Below are 14,943 nucleotides of genomic sequence, written 5' to 3'. Positions count from 1 at the left end.
TAAGCGTGGCATTAAAGAAATGTACAGGAATTATTCGCCCATTATATGAAGCGACAATGTTCTTTTATGGGCGTGTGAACGATGTTCGAAAATATAAATTCCTTGCCATGTCCCAAGTTCAAGATCATGAGCAGTGACAGGAATAGAAAGCTGGCTTTGTGTCAGGGCAGATTTAATATGCGCGGGCATATCATCTGGCCCTTCTAATGAATGGCGATATAGCCCCGGCCCTTCTGGCACCATTTTACGGAAGAATTGGTTAAGGTCATAAAGCACATCCGGGTCGGCATTTTCCTGTATCACCAGTGATGCTGATGTATGTTTAATAAAGATAGTCAGCAAACCATCCCTGATATTTAGGCCATGTATCCAGCTTTTAATGGGGCCCGTAACATCCAGAAGACTGGAACCGGTTGTTTGAAACGTTATGTTATGTGTGAACTGCTTCATGTTTATTTCTGTTTGCCCGTTTTGTTTGCTTGATTTTATAACTATAAAGTCGATACCCCAACAAACCTGCAAGAATTATAGCATGAATAGTTGGCACAAGTACATCCGCTTTCACCATCATGTAATTATGGGTCACGGCAAAGATGGTAATCACATAAATTATGTTATGTAATTTTTGCCACGCTTTACCCATTTTTTTCATGAAATAGCTGGCTGATGTTACCGCAAGTGGCACAAGCAACACGAAAGCCAACATGCCAAATGTAATGGCTGGACGCTTAAAGATATCCTCTAAAATCAGTGTCCAATCAAAAAAGTAATCAAGCACCATATAATTTAGAAAATGTAAAAGACCGTAATAAAAAGCATAAAGACCAACTGCACGACGATATTTCAAAATCCGTAGCTTGAATATTTTTGCAAGCGGTGAAATGCTTAATGTTAAGAGCAAAAACCGTACCGTCCAGTCGCCTGTAAAATCTGTGATATATTCAATCGGGTTCGCCGTTAGATCATGCGGTGCAAAATTGTACCAAAGCCACACTTGATGAAACAGCCACAATGATGGCAGCACGCATATAAGATGTAAAATCGGTCTTTTAATATCTTTGAACATCAATAATTTTTTCTTAGATCCATACCGTCATATAAATGTGCCACCTGTTCACCATAACCGTTGAACATCAATGTTGGCCTTCTTGCGAAATCACCGATGCGGCGCTCTTTTGCCTGTGACCAACGCGGGTGTGGCACCGACGGATTTACATTGGCATAAAATCCATATTCTTGCGGGGCCAGTCGCATCCAGCTTGTATTGGGTTCTCTTTCCCTAAAAGAAATACGGACAATGGATTTAACCCCTTTAAAACCATATTTCCAAGGCACAACAAGACGCATTGGCGCACCGTTCTGATTGGCCAGCGTTTCACCGTAAATACCCACCGCCATAATAGTCAGTGGATGCATGGCTTCATCCATACGAAGTCCTTCTTTATAAGGCCACTTAATGATGCCACGTCTGATGCCGGACATGGTTTCACGGTCGACCAGTGTTTCAAAATAGATATATTTTGCCTTTGATGTCGGTTCTAGTTTCTCGATGATACTGGATAAAGGTACACCAATCCACGGGATCACCATGGACCATGCTTCAACACAACGCATTCTGTAGATACGTTCTTCAAGGGCGTTAAAATCAATCAAATCTTCAATGCCATATGTCCCCGGTTTTGCGCATTCACCGTCCACCTTTACGGACCATGGATCGGTCACAAGGCTGTGTGCATATCTTGCTGGATCATCTTTATCCATACCAAATTCATAGTAATTGTTATATCCAAGGATCGCGCGCTTATCAGTACTTTCACCTTTGATATCACGGCCGTCATATGGATTTGCCGCGGCATTTAATGTTTTTGATTGTGCCATACCGGGCATCAACATCGATCCTGCAACGCCAGCACCAACGATACCGGCCGCCTTAATAAAATCACGACGGGTTTTATACTCGGCCATTGTGGTTACTTGATTTTCTGTTATGTCCCAAGAATTTCTGGATTTGATTAACATGTCATTACCTGATTTATTATCGCTTACTTTTAAACTAGTATTTTTTATATATGTCTAAAATATGTTCTGCGCTATTAACAGCATATCACATTTATGTTATTGGCATAAAAACTAATCATCAGGAAACAAAAATATGGCGCCGCCACTACTGACATTAACCGATATGGCCTTACGGTATGGTCCCGACCCTCTCTTTCGCGGGGTTGAGCTATCTATTGGGGAAACAGACCGTATTTCACTAGTGGGCCGTAACGGTGCCGGTAAATCAACACTGATGAAAATCATTCATGGTTCCGTTGAATTTGATAGCGGTGAACGATTTGTAAAACCCGGTACCCATGTTACTTATCTGGAACAGGATCCTGATTTAAGCCGTTATAAAACAGCCCATGATTATGTGATTAGCGGCCTTGTCCATAGTTCAGAACATGATCATTTCCAAGCGGATATCATCCTTGCTGAAATTGGCCTTGAAGGCAAAATGGAAACGGCGAATATGTCCGGCGGTGAAAAAAGACGCGCCGCCATCGCAAGAGCGCTGATCAGTGAAACCGACATATTATTATTGGACGAGCCAACAAACCATCTTGATATCGCCACCATTGAATGGCTGGAGAGCAAGTTAAAATCATGGCGTGGCGCGCTGGTTCTCATCAGTCATGATAGAACATTTTTGAATAACCTGACCAATACGACATTCTGGCTCGACCGTGGACTGGTCAGAAGACTGGATAAAGGATTTGCCCATTTTGAAGAATGGTCAAACACGATCCTTGAACAGGAAACAGCCGAGAAAGAAAAGCTTGATAAATTAATCGCCAAGGAAACTGATTGGTCCCATAAAGGCATCACCGCAAGACGAAAACGTAATATGGGCCGGATGCGCAGGCTTTGGGAATTACGTCATCAACGTGAACAGCAGATCGCCGTACAAGGTACCGTAAAATTATCCACAGAAACCGATAAAACATCCGGTAAAAAAGTCATCGAAGCGCACAAAGTATATAAATCCTATGATGATAAGGTGATCCTTAAAAACTTTAACACCAAAATATTACGGGGTGACCGTGTTGGCATTATCGGCCCAAATGGTGCGGGTAAATCGACACTTTTAAAAATTCTGACCGGTGATTTGGACCCTGATCAGGGCCGCGTGAAGCTCGGCACAAATCTGGAAGCGACATATCTTGATCAAAACAGAACATTGATCAAGGATACAGATACCGTATGGGAAACCTTAAGCGATGGCAGCGATCATATTATGGTTCGTGGTCATTCAAAACATATTATATCCTATATTAAAGATTTCCTTTTTGATGCGTCACAAGCCCACAGCCCTGTCGGGTCATTATCCGGTGGGGAACGAAACAGGTTACTGCTTGCCAAAACACTGGCGCAGCCAACCAATCTTTTGATCCTTGATGAACCTACCAACGACCTTGATATGGATACGCTTGATTTATTACAAGATGTCCTTAGTGAATATAACGGCACGCTTTTGCTGGTCAGCCATGACCGTGATTTTCTTGACCGCCTTGTCACATCCACCATCGTGATGGAAGGAAATGGTGACGTAATTGAATATCCGGGTGGATATAGCGATTATGTCAGGCAACGTAAAAACAGGAAAGATGCCTCTGTAAAAACAGCGGCAAAACCAAAAGAGAAAAAGCCGGAACAACCGACGGAAAAAGCACCCGCGAAAAAAATAAGTTACAAACATAAATTCGCGCTGGAAAATCTGCCAAAAGAAATCGCGAAAATTGAAAAAAACATTAAAATGTTTGAAGAAAAAATCTCCGAACCAGATTTTTATAATAAAGACCCAGAACTTTTTAATAAATGTTCCGCGGAGCTAGAAAAGTTAACCTTACAGTTAGAAGAAAAAGAAGAAGAGCTTTTAGAGCTGGAAATAATGATGGAAGAACTGGAATAACAATCCTTCCATCATCAATTTTTATTTCGACAGTAAATTACCGACCTTTAACCAATCTATGACTTTAAAGTTCTGAATACCGCCCTCGTTTTCACCGTCCTGAACCACCAGAATGCCTTCTGGATATTTGGCGGATAACGGGAAGTTTGTCACAGCGAGGCCATCCGTTTCCTGAACACCATCAATATTTAATTCCGGTCTATCGGCAATTCTGAACTTGGTAAGTGGAACCAATGAATTTTCAGTAATATCGAAAGCAACAAATGTAAAATCACCCTGACTGGATACAACCAATGTTTTCTTATGTTCGCCGTGATAAATATCCATACCTTCAACGTCGATCACGAGGCCAGTTCTTGGGCCAATTTCCGCTTGTAATTCGCCTTTTCCTTCTGGATTATTCATTGGAAAACGCCATACACCACCATCTTCTTGTCCAAGGAAAAATTCCTGTGCCTGATCATCAAAAACACAGCCTTCAAGCTGACCCGGCATCGTAAATTCTGCCAGTCTTTCATATTTCATTTCCTGCCCGTCAAAACTGACATCGGTAATTTGAACAAGGCCGTCTTTATAATTCAACAGGACACGTAACGCCTTCTTATCAGCAGGTAGGCCAACACATAAACCGTATGGATCAGCGTTTGTGGGATAGGTTCCAAGAAATGATAATTTTCCTGACGGGCCCATTGTCATAATATCAACCGTATTGGTTGTTCTGTTTGATGATGCCATTAATGTGTCATATCCGCCAAACTGATCACCAGTTAGGTTCTGTCTTAAATCCACATTATTTTCATTGCCGTATGGTTGATAATCAACGATTTCACCATCCAGATTATAAACAAGCAAGCCTGATTTCTTATCAGTACCGATAATGTATGAATTTTCAGGATGTTCATGATTGATCCAGATCGCAGGATCATCTGCCGCGTCATCATCACTTTTCACAGGTGCTGTTTCCAGGTCCGCCGTAATTGAAACCACATCCATGTTGGCTTCACCTTCCATCTGTCTGGATTGATGTTCACCACCGGAACATGCCGCAACTGCAAAAACCATACTTAATAACAGTGAATGTTTAATCATTTTTCCGCCTCTCTAAACTGAAAAGGAATGAGCGGTTAACACCCCGCTCATTCCAGAAATAAAATGTGGATTTTTAGTATTTGAATTTAATACCTGTGTTACCTGTCCAGCCAAATTCATCACGCTGACTTAGGTAATCCGTTGAACCATGTCTAAGGGCCGCACGGAAATTACGATTGTTCAAGTTTGATACTTGCGCATAAACCTCGAAACCTTCGAAAAATTCATATGATGCTTGGGCGTCAATTTGAACGTGATCAAGGACATATCTATCGTCATCACCTTCCGAGAATACTTCATCCAGATATTCGCTTTGGTATGACACTGCAAATCTTGCTGCAAACCCGCCTTTTTCATAACCGATGATAAAGTTGGCAATGTTGCTTGAAGTTTTTGGAAGTGGTGTTAGATACGGATTTCCATCACCATCTTCGATGCTTGCGCTACTGTCAACATATGTATAGTTAACACCAAGTATCACACCATCAAACGGCGCAGGAAGTGATGACAGTTGTGTTTGTGCGTTAAGCTCAACACCTGTTACTTCTGCTTCTTCACCGTTATTTGGAATGCTTAGATCATCATAAAAACGACCAAGATAATTCGTATCACTTAAGCCCTGTTCATAGATAAAGCTGCCAAGTTTTTTATGGAAAATACCCGCAGAAAGAATGCTTTTGTTATTCGGGTAATATTCAATACCGAAATCAAAGTTGTCAGCTTTATATGGACTTAAATCCGGATTACCGAGCGATCCGGAACGAATACCATCTTCATATTCAATTGTACCTGACGGCACCATATCAGAGAAGTTAGGGCGTACCACTGTGCGGTAATATGCACCCCTGATCACCAAATCATCTGACGGCGAATATTTGATGTTCAGACTTGGAAGGAAGTTGTCATATTTTCTGCTTCTTGTGAATTCCTGAAAACCTTCATCATCACCTTCCTGTAGTACGTTACCAAATGTATCAACCTTGGTTTGTTCCCAGCGTACGCCACCGATGATGGTAAAATCATCAACATTGAATGTACCCATCGCATATGCAGCGAAGATATCTTCTTCTACTTTATAATCATCAAGAATGGCATCTTCATGGGCATCGTCAGGATCAAATGTTCCACCCGCAGTTTGTAATGCAGAAAGATATTCTTTGCTCCAGTCAGTTCTTACGCCATTGTTAAAAGTGGTCGTGTCAATATTATGATCAATAGGTGCCGATACATCAGCAAGCGTCATGCCATCAAAAACAGTACCTACAAAATCACCTTCATCAAAATCTTCATATTCAACGAACGATACATCACGCACTTTTTCACGCGTCGCATATTTGGTACCGAATTTAAAGGCTGCCTGAACACCATTTAAGTCCGTTTCATATGTCATATCGAATTTAAAGGTCCATTGCTTATCTTCTGTGATGCCGTCAATCCATTCAATGCCGTCTAATTCATATGCCGACAGGTCATTTAATGCTGCTAATTGGTCATTATCAAATGCAAGCATAGGCATCATTGGATCAGCAAGATTGATACCACCGGAAAGATCTTTTTGACGGTAGGCTATATCTAGTCGGTCTGGCTCTGTTTCTTCTGCATGGGCATAAGACGCTGAATATTCAAATTTGAAATTATCAACGTAGCTTTCACCACCCGTGATTACAGAATAGATTTTCTGTGTTTCAAGACGGTCTTTTAGTTCACGGTCAACACGGAAATCCGTGAAATTAACTGTGCTGCCACTGCTGTTATCAAAATCAATATCACCTTTACCGAATGATACTTCCATACGGTCGCGGTATTCTTCGTCTTTGAAATCAGTGTACATTGAACGGATATAAAGTTCGTTGTCTTCGTCCGGACGAATATCAATATTGAAAGCCGCACCAATACGGTCACGTGTCACTTTATAATCTCTAAATTCAAGCTCTTCCATCGCTGGAACATCCAGATCATCTTCATCGGCATATTCACCACCGGATTCAAAATTGGTCGCACCAAACTTACGGCTTTTATAACTAATGCCGCCAGAAACCGCGAATTGCTCACTTAATGGATTAGCAAATGTAAAACTGCCCATTGGGTTATATGCATCTTCAAGATCGTTATAACCAAGTTCCAATTTCCCTTTTAAGAAAAGCTCTTCACGGTCAAAACCGGAAATGGTGCGAACTTCAACGTTACCACCAATAAAGTTACCATCCATATCCGGTGTTGCGGATTTGGTGACCTCTACTGTTTCAAGCATGTCACTTGGAATAACATCAAGCGCCACTTTACGTGTATCGCCCTCTGGTGACGGAAGACTTACACCGTTAAATGATGTTGAGTTTAAATTACTATCAAGACCACGTACAACGATATAGCGTCCCTCGCCCTGGTCATTTTCAACGGAAAGACCAACAAGACGGCGGGCGGCTTCAGCGATATTTTGGTCTGGGAAGTTACCGGCATTATCCGCAGTTAGAAAGTTTGATATATTATCAGCCGCACGCTGTTTTGAAATCGAGCTGTTCAGACTTCCGCGCTGACCAACAACCAGAATATGGTCCACCGCGCCCGCAGCTGAAAGGGCGATTTCAACCGGTGCACTTTCACCATCAACAACATCGATTGTCTTTGCGATGCTATCCGCACCAATATATTTTACAACAAGCGTATGTTGACCCGTTGGCAGATTTGGAATTCTAAACGAACCATCACGTTCTGTTGTCGCACGGTAGTTTGAATCTGATACTGATACGATTGCGCCTTCAAGGCCGTTGTTATCACTTTTTGCTACAACACGTCCTGTTACATCCGCCGCATGTGCACTCGCAGCCATTAATGCATAAGAGCTGATACCTGCCATAAGGGCAAGGCGACACTTCTTCTTTGAAAAAGCCATTTGAATTTCCTCTAATATATATTTTTATGTGCGAAAGCACATATTGCTTTTGCTTATCAGCGATGGTTCTAAGAGGAGTTTGTTTCAGCTTAATTGAGTAAAAATGAATATAAGTTGACGTGTTTCTTTCAGATATGTGCAAAAAATATATCAATTACTTGATAATTTTATGACTGATATGTTTCAATGCGCATATGAGGCAATTAGTTGCAAATGAAACAAAATGCTGTTATCATTTGAATAATCAAATAAATGGAGGGCCACAAATGTCAGAAAACGATAAAAAATATCAATCATCAATACCGCTTGATCATGAATATAAAGCATTGCCAATTCCCGATCGTTGGGACATGAGCGATGACGAAATGATCGCAAAATCAGAAGAATTTTATGAGCTAATGAAAACACGACACACAGTCCGTGAATATTCATCACGTCCTGTACCACGTGAAGTCATCGAAAACTGCATTAAAGCGGCCGGCCTTGCCCCAAGTGGCGCAAATCATCAACCGTGGCATTTTGCTGTAATTGAAAGTCCGGAACATAAACAAAAAATCCGCGACGCCGCTGAGGAAGAAGAACGTACATTTTACGCAGGACGCGCCAGCGATGAATGGTTGGGTGCACTTGAGCCAATCGGCACCAATGATCATAAACCGCATCTAACCGAAGCACCGTGGTTAATCGTTATCTTTGCGCAGCGTACGAGTGTTGACCGAAATGGTCGCAAATTTAAAAATTATTATGTCAATGAATCCGTTGGTATTGCCACAGGGTTCCTAATCACCGCGCTTCATAAAGCAGGACTTAGCACACTGACCCATACACCAAACCCGATGAAGTTCTTAAATGAACTTTGTGACCGTCCGGCAAGCGAAAAACCGGAAATGATTTTGGTGGTAGGCCATCCTGATGAAAAGGCAACTGTACCCGTACACGCCAAATGGAAAAAGCCGCTTGATGAAATCATGACAGTGTTTTAAAGCAATAAAAAAGGCCCCTATCCGGGGCCTTTTCTTTATTAAAATCTTTAATATTAATGAACGCCGTGCATCCATTTTTTCATAATGGGGGCCAATAATAATATGAATAAACCAACACCGGCACTAAACACACCGATCATGGTATAAAGCTCAACGGTCGCTGCCATATCCAATGTTCCAGCAGCGGCACCATGTTCACCACTTCCCATTAATGAACTAATGACGCCAGCAAGGTTACTACCGAGTGCAGTAAACAAGAACCAAGTTCCCATCATCATACCAACGATTTTCGGCACACTTAATTTCGTTACCATGGAAAGTCCAACCGGACTTAAGAATAATTCCGCCAAAGTCACCATAAGATAAATAAACACCAGCCAGATAAAATCTTTATTTGATGTATCATCTAATGTCAGCGCCCATGAGAATATAATAAAACCCGCACCAATAATAAGCAGTGCATATCCAAATTTAGCAGGCGTCGATGGCTCAAGATTTCGCTTTGCAAGTGCCAGCCAAAGCCATGCCATCACCGGAGCCAGCATTACAATAAAGAGAGCATTTAAAAGCTGCACTTGCGACGCTTTAAACGTTATACCAAGAAACGTAAGATTAAATTGCTGATCCGTAAGCAATGTTAGACTTGCTCCCTGCTGCTCAAAGAGCGCCCAGAAGACACTTTGCACCGCAATCAATATTAGTGCGACCCAAAGTCTTTCTCTGTCCTCTTTTTCACATTGAGAAAAGGAATAAAACAAGATAATGGATACCATTATCAAACCTGAAATACCGACAAACTGAATGACAAGTTCATCATATTTCATCATTATATAACTGGCCGCGACCAGACCCATACCAAACAAATAAATTGTATTTTCTTTATTTAATCCAATCGGGGATTTTTCTTTTAAGACCTCTGGGTTCGCTGGATCACCTCTTCCATCAAGGTATTTCTGCCCCCATAGAAAGACACAAAGACCAAAAAACATGCCAATACCGGCAATGGAAAATCCATAATTCCAACCGTATGTTTCACCGACATAACCAACTAGGCCCATCGAGAAAAGAGATCCAAGGTTAATGCCCATATAAAAAATGGAAAAGCCACCATCACGACGTGGATCATTTGGGCCATATAAGGCGCCAACCACGGTAGAAATATTAGCCTTCAGAAAACCGACACCCGTAATAATTAATGCAAGTGATAAGAAGAAAATATTGATATAAAATTCATCTCTAACAACGATATCACCATCCATATAGGCAGCAGGGCCATGAAAGCCCATCAACCCATGTCCCGCAACCAGTAAAATTGCGCCATATGTTACGGCTTTACGGCTACCGAGATATCTATCGGCCATATATCCACCGATGATTGGCATCATATAAACCATGCCCATATAGGCACCATAAATCATATTTGCTTTATCGGCACCAAACAGATGATATTTCGTTAGATAAAGTATAAGGATGGCACGCATCCCATAATAGGAAAAACGTTCCCACATTTCTGTCAAAAAACAGATCGATAACCCAATTGGATGGCCCATCAAGTTTCGTTCTTGCGAGCCTTTATACATTTCTTCGGTCGTGTCAGACATCCTTACTCCCTAATACATTTTGTTTGTCGCTACTGTGCCAGAAGATTTTCAAAATGTCACGTTTACGTTTCAAAGAATTAAGATTATAAATACAATCAAGAACAACAAATGAGAGACCATCATGAAAATCAGCAGCAATTTCGACAGCGGCAATATCAATGTAATTGATGCAAGCAACCCTGCCAATATCCGCCTTTCAATTAATAAAGATAACAATTCTGATTTTTATCAATGGTTTCATTTCCGCCTTACGGGTGCCAAAGGGCAGCTATGCGCACTGAACATCGAAAATGCGGAAGGCGCAGCATATCCGGGTGGCTGGGAAGATTATCAGGCATGTGCATCATATGACCATGAAACATGGTTTAGAGTGAGCACCGTTTACAAAGACGGCACATTAACCATCCAACACGTTCCGGAAACAGATAGCGTTTATTATGCATATTTTGCACCCTATAGTTATGACCGTCATCAGGAACTGGTTTCAACGGCAGCAACGCATCCACGTGTGAAGCTGGATGTAATCGGCGAAACATGTGACGGACGGGATCTTGATTTACTGACCATCGGCGAAGAACGTGATGAAAAGAAAAAAATATGGATTTTCGCCCGCCAGCATCCAGGTGAAAGCATGGCCGAATGGATGGTTGAGGGAATTTTGAACCGCTTACTTGATGATGATGACGCGCTTTCAAGAGAACTGCTTAATCAATGTGTGTTTTATGTAATGCCGAATGCTAACCCAGATGGCAGCATTCGTGGTCATTTAAGAACCAATGCAAAAGGTCAGAATCTGAACCGCGATTGGGCCGATCCTGATCCTGATGTCAGCCCGGAAGTATTCCACCTTAGGAATAAGATGGATGAAAAGGGGCTTGATTTTTCATTGGATTGCCACGGTGATGAAGCGCTTCCTTATAATTTCATTGCTTGTTTCGAAGGGGTTCCAAACCTTAATCAATATAATCTTGATACGGCCTATATGTTTGGCCGCGAACTGGAACGCGTAAATCCTGATTTCCAAAATGAAAAGGGATATACCAAAAGCGCACCAGGCACCGCTAATTTAGGAATGAGCACCAATCATATCGCTGACCGTTATGACGCAGTTGCCATGACACTGGAAATGCCATTTAAAGACACAGTCGACAGCCCAAATCAGGAAACCGGATGGTCCCCTGAACGCAGTATTAAATTAGGGCATAGTTCGCTTGATGCGTTATACGCAGTGCTTGAGCGCCTTTAATTTTTTTCAGGCAATTTTAAAATAAACTTTGTGTCCAGATCACGAAGCAGATAAAGCATGATGCATCCTGCAAACATCGGCCATGCCGCATAAAAAAGCAGTTCCATGTTTATATATTGCTTCCATGAAGACAGGGTGCTAATGCCGTGTAAAACCAGCACGGCCGAATAAGTAATATTTTTCCATAGACCTGCCACAAAGGCCAAAATTAAAACCATTTCGATCGCACCAAGTGCCAGCATAATTTCTGTGCTGACGCCGCCTATGAAATAAAAAGCTTCATAAATCTGGATTGCCATATTTGTGTCGGTAAACTTATCCACAGTCCAGACAAACATGACGAGAAAAATGCTCACCCGCATTAAAAAAAGCGATATTTGAATTTTATTTTGTAATGCTTGATTTACGCTCATTAAAGTTCCCCTAATTATTTTTTAAGCTGATCCGCAATTGGAAGTTTGCGTATGCGAATACCGCTTGCGTCATAAATCGCATTTAATAGCGCCGGTATCGCAGGCGGTAATCCGATTTCGCCCGCGCCTGTTGGGTGATGATCATTTTCAACGAAATGCACCTCTATTTCCGGTTCCAATTCACCGATCCGTGCCATTTGATACTGATCATAATTGTTGGAAACAGCCATGCCGTCCTTAAAATCAACACTTTGGTTTAAGGCGGCACTGAAACCATCAAGTGCGCCCCCTTCCATTTGCGCTTTAACCCCAAGCTTATTAACAGCAATGCCGCAATCAATGGCGCCAACTGCTTTTAAAATATGTAATGTGCCATCAGGATCAATTTTGACATCAACAACCCATGCTGCATACCCGCCGAAAGTAAAGTGACAGGCAATGCCACGGCCATACCCGCTTGCTTTTTTGGCATTCACTTGCCAATTTGCTTTTTCGGCGGCAAGTTCCAGTACACCTAATAACCGGTCATGATTAACCGGCAAGTTATCCCATGTGTCATATTGGGCCTGCCCTTTACCGGATAAAAGGTTTCTTTTAAATTCAAATGGGTCTTGCCCCGTTGTAACCGCAATTTCATCAAGGAATGATTGATTGGTAAATCCAGCCAAATTTTCCATGGGGCCACGCCACGGGCCTGTTTGCAATCCTTCTGCCACAGCAAAGCTTGCTCTAAAATTTTCTATGGCATGTGCCGGAAAAGCTTCTGACGCGATGGTGTTATTATTGGCGCAAAGAAGCGTATATGTCATACCACTGATGTTGCCATTCTGGTCAAGGCCTGCTTTTAATATATGTCGTGCTTTCGGGTTAAAGTAATCCTGTTCAATTTCATCTTCACGGGTCCAGTAAACCTTAACTGGTTTATTAATTTCTTTGGATAAAAGGACCGCTTCATAAACAAAATCACGATGTGATTTTCGGCCAAGGCCTGTACCCATTCTTGCCATTTTAACATTGATGTTTTTAAGATCGATGTCCGTTAATTCATGTGTAATTCTCGCCACACGCGCTGTTGTTTGATGGGATACAATGATGTCGGCACCATCATCACGGATATCCGCGATACAGCCGTGCGGTTCCATACACACATGCGCCCAATATGGGTTTTCATAGGTTGCTTCAAAAATTTGATCGGCATCGCTGAAGGCTTGATCAACATCGCCTGATTCATATAGAACCTCATGACCGCCCTGTTTTTCTAAAATATCAAATTGTTCATCCAGCCATTCATTGCTTTTGTGGGCATTGGGTCCTTTGTTCCACACGACGTCCACTGCATCATATGCTTTTTTAACATTCCAGAAACTGTCGCCGATGATGGCCACACCAGCAGACATGATACGGGCTTTAGTGTGATCTTCGGGGATGCGGTTAAATACGGTGACATGATCAATGCCAGGCATATTTTCGATCTCGGCTCTATTAAAATCCTGAACGCTTCCTTCTGAATAGGGGCTTCTTTTGATCATCGCATAACGCATGTTATCGATTTTCATATCTATGCCAAAAGTGGGCACACCCCTTACGATATCAGGGGAAATTTCATTTTTAATTTCCTGACCGATAATGTGAAATTGATCTGCGGTTTTTAAAGGCGGAATTTCATCACCAATATCAATTTTTGCGGCTTCTTCAATCAAATCACCATATGCTATCTTGCGACCATCTGTTTTATGAATGACATGGCTTTTTTCTGTGTAAAGCTCATCCAATCCCACATTCATTTTTTTGGATGCAGCCATTAATAATTGTTTTCTGGCGATCGCACCCGCCTCTCGCATGGCGAGCCATACTTCTCTGATACCCTGACTACCGCCGGCGTTTTGTCTGATATTTTTTTCTTCAACCCGCCCCTTTATCATTGTTAAGTAAGGCTTTAATTTTTCAATTTTGACTTGATCCCAATCTGCGTCAAGCTCATCCGCGAGCAGCATAGGAACGGCAGTGCTTACCCCCTGCCCCATATCAGGAATGGGCGATCCGATGGTAATTATATTTGCTGATGAGATTTTCAAAAAAATACCCAGATCGCCCTCAACAATATCCGGAAGGATATTGCCTGTTACATCTGCCAAGGTTTTTAATGGGCAACTAAGAACAAGCGCCCCCATGGCAAAAGATGATTTTAAGAAATTACGTCTTGATGTTGTTTGTGCGCCGTTATTCATGATTTTTCCTCCGCCATATATTCTGCGGATTTATGAATGGCTTTTCTGATGCGTGAATAAGTCGCACACCTGCAAAGATTTGAAATATTTTCGTTTATGTCTTGGTCTGTTGGATTTGGATGATCATTTAAAAAAGCCACCGTCGCCATGATTTGTCCTGATTGACAATATCCACACTGGGCAACATCTTCATCAATCCACGCACGCTGAACCGGATGCAGGTTATTTTCTTTTTCAAGCCCTTCAATGGTCGTGATATTTGCGTCTTCTGCGTCCTTTACGGAAATGATGCATGATCTAACCGCTTGGCCGTCGATATTGACCGTGCAGGCACCGCACGAACCAATTCCGCAACCAAATTTGGCGCCAGACAGATTTATTTCTTCACGCAGATACCACAATAACGGCATTTCTTCATCGCCATTAAAGTCATGATTTTTACCGTTTATTTTTAAGCTGACCATTGAATGCTCCAGATAAAATTATCAAACATTCATTTGGTAATATGATCACATAACAATGTACAGTAAGTGTGGGC

At 41.9% G+C, this 14,943-nt stretch carries 12 protein-coding genes; 3 read left to right on the top strand and 9 right to left on the bottom strand.

Annotation, left to right across the window (positions count from 1 at the left end; translation table 11 throughout):
* Nucleotides 1–30: 30 nt before the first annotated feature.
* The 3 genes from KW060_RS00585 to msrP are packed head-to-tail and all read right to left on the bottom strand — an operon-like array spanning nt 31 to nt 2,019.
* Nucleotides 31–450, bottom strand: coding sequence for a secondary thiamine-phosphate synthase enzyme YjbQ (locus tag KW060_RS00585; RefSeq protein WP_249036533.1), 420 nt, complete (start codon nt 448–450; stop codon nt 31–33).
* Nucleotides 431–1,066, bottom strand: a complete 636-nt coding sequence (locus KW060_RS00580) for a protein-methionine-sulfoxide reductase heme-binding subunit MsrQ (RefSeq protein WP_249036532.1) — start codon at nt 1,064–1,066, stop codon at nt 431–433. Before KW060_RS00580 ends, KW060_RS00585 begins: the two co-directional genes overlap by 20 nt.
* On the bottom strand, nt 1,066–2,019 hold the full coding sequence (gene msrP, locus KW060_RS00575; RefSeq protein ID WP_249036531.1) for a protein-methionine-sulfoxide reductase catalytic subunit MsrP: 954 nt from the start codon (nt 2,017–2,019) through the stop codon (nt 1,066–1,068). Before msrP ends, KW060_RS00580 begins: the two co-directional genes overlap by 1 nt.
* A gap of 133 nt (nt 2,020–2,152) precedes the next feature.
* Between msrP and KW060_RS00570 the strand changes: the two genes are divergently transcribed.
* On the top strand, nt 2,153–3,955 hold the full coding sequence (locus KW060_RS00570) for an ABC-F family ATP-binding cassette domain-containing protein (protein WP_249036530.1): 1,803 nt from the start codon (nt 2,153–2,155) through the stop codon (nt 3,953–3,955).
* Nucleotides 3,956–3,976: 21 nt separating this feature from the next.
* Here the strand turns inward: KW060_RS00570 and KW060_RS00565 are convergent, their stop codons facing one another.
* The gene (locus tag KW060_RS00565; protein WP_249036529.1) at nt 3,977–5,044 is read right to left on the bottom strand and encodes a phytase; all 1,068 of its coding nucleotides are present in this window, start codon (nt 5,042–5,044) and stop codon (nt 3,977–3,979) included.
* A 73-nt stretch (nt 5,045–5,117) separates the two neighbouring features.
* Complete coding sequence (locus KW060_RS00560; RefSeq protein WP_249036528.1) at nt 5,118–7,934, bottom strand: TonB-dependent receptor; 2,817 nt, start codon at nt 7,932–7,934, stop codon at nt 5,118–5,120.
* Between the two features lie 266 nt (nt 7,935–8,200).
* Here KW060_RS00560 and KW060_RS00555 point away from each other — a divergent pair, with 266 nt between their 5' ends.
* The gene (locus tag KW060_RS00555) at nt 8,201–8,917 is read left to right on the top strand and encodes a nitroreductase family protein (protein WP_249036527.1); all 717 of its coding nucleotides are present in this window, start codon (nt 8,201–8,203) and stop codon (nt 8,915–8,917) included.
* 53 nt (nt 8,918–8,970) lie between these two features.
* Here KW060_RS00555 and KW060_RS00550 read toward each other — a convergent pair whose 3' ends face one another.
* Nucleotides 8,971–10,518, bottom strand: a complete 1,548-nt coding sequence (locus KW060_RS00550; protein ID WP_249036526.1) for a peptide MFS transporter — start codon at nt 10,516–10,518, stop codon at nt 8,971–8,973.
* Nucleotides 10,519–10,639: 121 nt separating this feature from the next.
* Here KW060_RS00550 and KW060_RS00545 point away from each other — a divergent pair, with 121 nt between their 5' ends.
* Entirely contained in the window at nt 10,640–11,764 is a 1,125-nt protein-coding gene (locus KW060_RS00545; protein ID WP_249036525.1) for a M14 family metallopeptidase, read from the top strand.
* On the opposite strand, the gene KW060_RS00540 is transcribed toward KW060_RS00545, so the two are convergent.
* The 3 genes from KW060_RS00540 to KW060_RS00530 are packed head-to-tail and all read right to left on the bottom strand — an operon-like array spanning nt 11,761 to nt 14,869.
* Nucleotides 11,761–12,177, bottom strand: a complete 417-nt coding sequence (locus KW060_RS00540) for a hypothetical protein (RefSeq protein WP_249036524.1) — start codon at nt 12,175–12,177, stop codon at nt 11,761–11,763. The genes KW060_RS00545 and KW060_RS00540 overlap by 4 nt on opposite strands.
* Nucleotides 12,178–12,191: 14 nt before the next feature.
* Complete coding sequence (locus tag KW060_RS00535; RefSeq protein ID WP_249036523.1) at nt 12,192–14,405, bottom strand: xanthine dehydrogenase family protein molybdopterin-binding subunit; 2,214 nt, start codon at nt 14,403–14,405, stop codon at nt 12,192–12,194.
* Nucleotides 14,402–14,869, bottom strand: coding sequence for a (2Fe-2S)-binding protein (locus KW060_RS00530; RefSeq protein ID WP_249036522.1), 468 nt, complete (start codon nt 14,867–14,869; stop codon nt 14,402–14,404). Before KW060_RS00530 ends, KW060_RS00535 begins: the two co-directional genes overlap by 4 nt.
* Nucleotides 14,870–14,943 lie beyond the last annotated feature (74 nt).

The sequence above is a fragment of the Pseudemcibacter aquimaris genome (genome assembly GCF_028869115.1).
Lineage (GTDB): Bacteria > Pseudomonadota > Alphaproteobacteria > Sphingomonadales > Emcibacteraceae > Pseudemcibacter > Pseudemcibacter aquimaris.
The sequence above is the reverse complement of the archived record's forward strand: the minus strand, read 5'-3'. Positions and strand labels throughout refer to the sequence as shown.

Bases quoted from the DNA above. Each gene is read 5' to 3' on its own strand.
- KW060_RS00585 (WP_249036533.1), bottom strand. From the start codon at position 450: ATGAAGCAGTTCACACATAACATAACGTTTCAAACAACCGGTTCCAGT.
- KW060_RS00580 (WP_249036532.1), bottom strand. From the start codon at position 1,066: ATGTTCAAAGATATTAAAAGACCGATTTTACATCTTATATGCGTGCTG.
- msrP (WP_249036531.1), bottom strand. From the start codon at position 2,019: ATGTTAATCAAATCCAGAAATTCTTGGGACATAACAGAAAATCAAGTA.
- KW060_RS00570 (WP_249036530.1), top strand. From the start codon at position 2,153: ATGGCGCCGCCACTACTGACATTAACCGATATGGCCTTACGGTATGGT.
- KW060_RS00565 (WP_249036529.1), bottom strand. From the start codon at position 5,044: ATGATTAAACATTCACTGTTATTAAGTATGGTTTTTGCAGTTGCGGCA.
- KW060_RS00560 (WP_249036528.1), bottom strand. From the start codon at position 7,934: ATGGCTTTTTCAAAGAAGAAGTGTCGCCTTGCCCTTATGGCAGGTATC.
- KW060_RS00555 (WP_249036527.1), top strand. From the start codon at position 8,201: ATGTCAGAAAACGATAAAAAATATCAATCATCAATACCGCTTGATCAT.
- KW060_RS00550 (WP_249036526.1), bottom strand. From the start codon at position 10,518: ATGTCTGACACGACCGAAGAAATGTATAAAGGCTCGCAAGAACGAAAC.
- KW060_RS00545 (WP_249036525.1), top strand. From the start codon at position 10,640: ATGAAAATCAGCAGCAATTTCGACAGCGGCAATATCAATGTAATTGAT.
- KW060_RS00540 (WP_249036524.1), bottom strand. From the start codon at position 12,177: ATGAGCGTAAATCAAGCATTACAAAATAAAATTCAAATATCGCTTTTT.
- KW060_RS00535 (WP_249036523.1), bottom strand. From the start codon at position 14,405: ATGAATAACGGCGCACAAACAACATCAAGACGTAATTTCTTAAAATCA.
- KW060_RS00530 (WP_249036522.1), bottom strand. From the start codon at position 14,869: ATGGTCAGCTTAAAAATAAACGGTAAAAATCATGACTTTAATGGCGAT.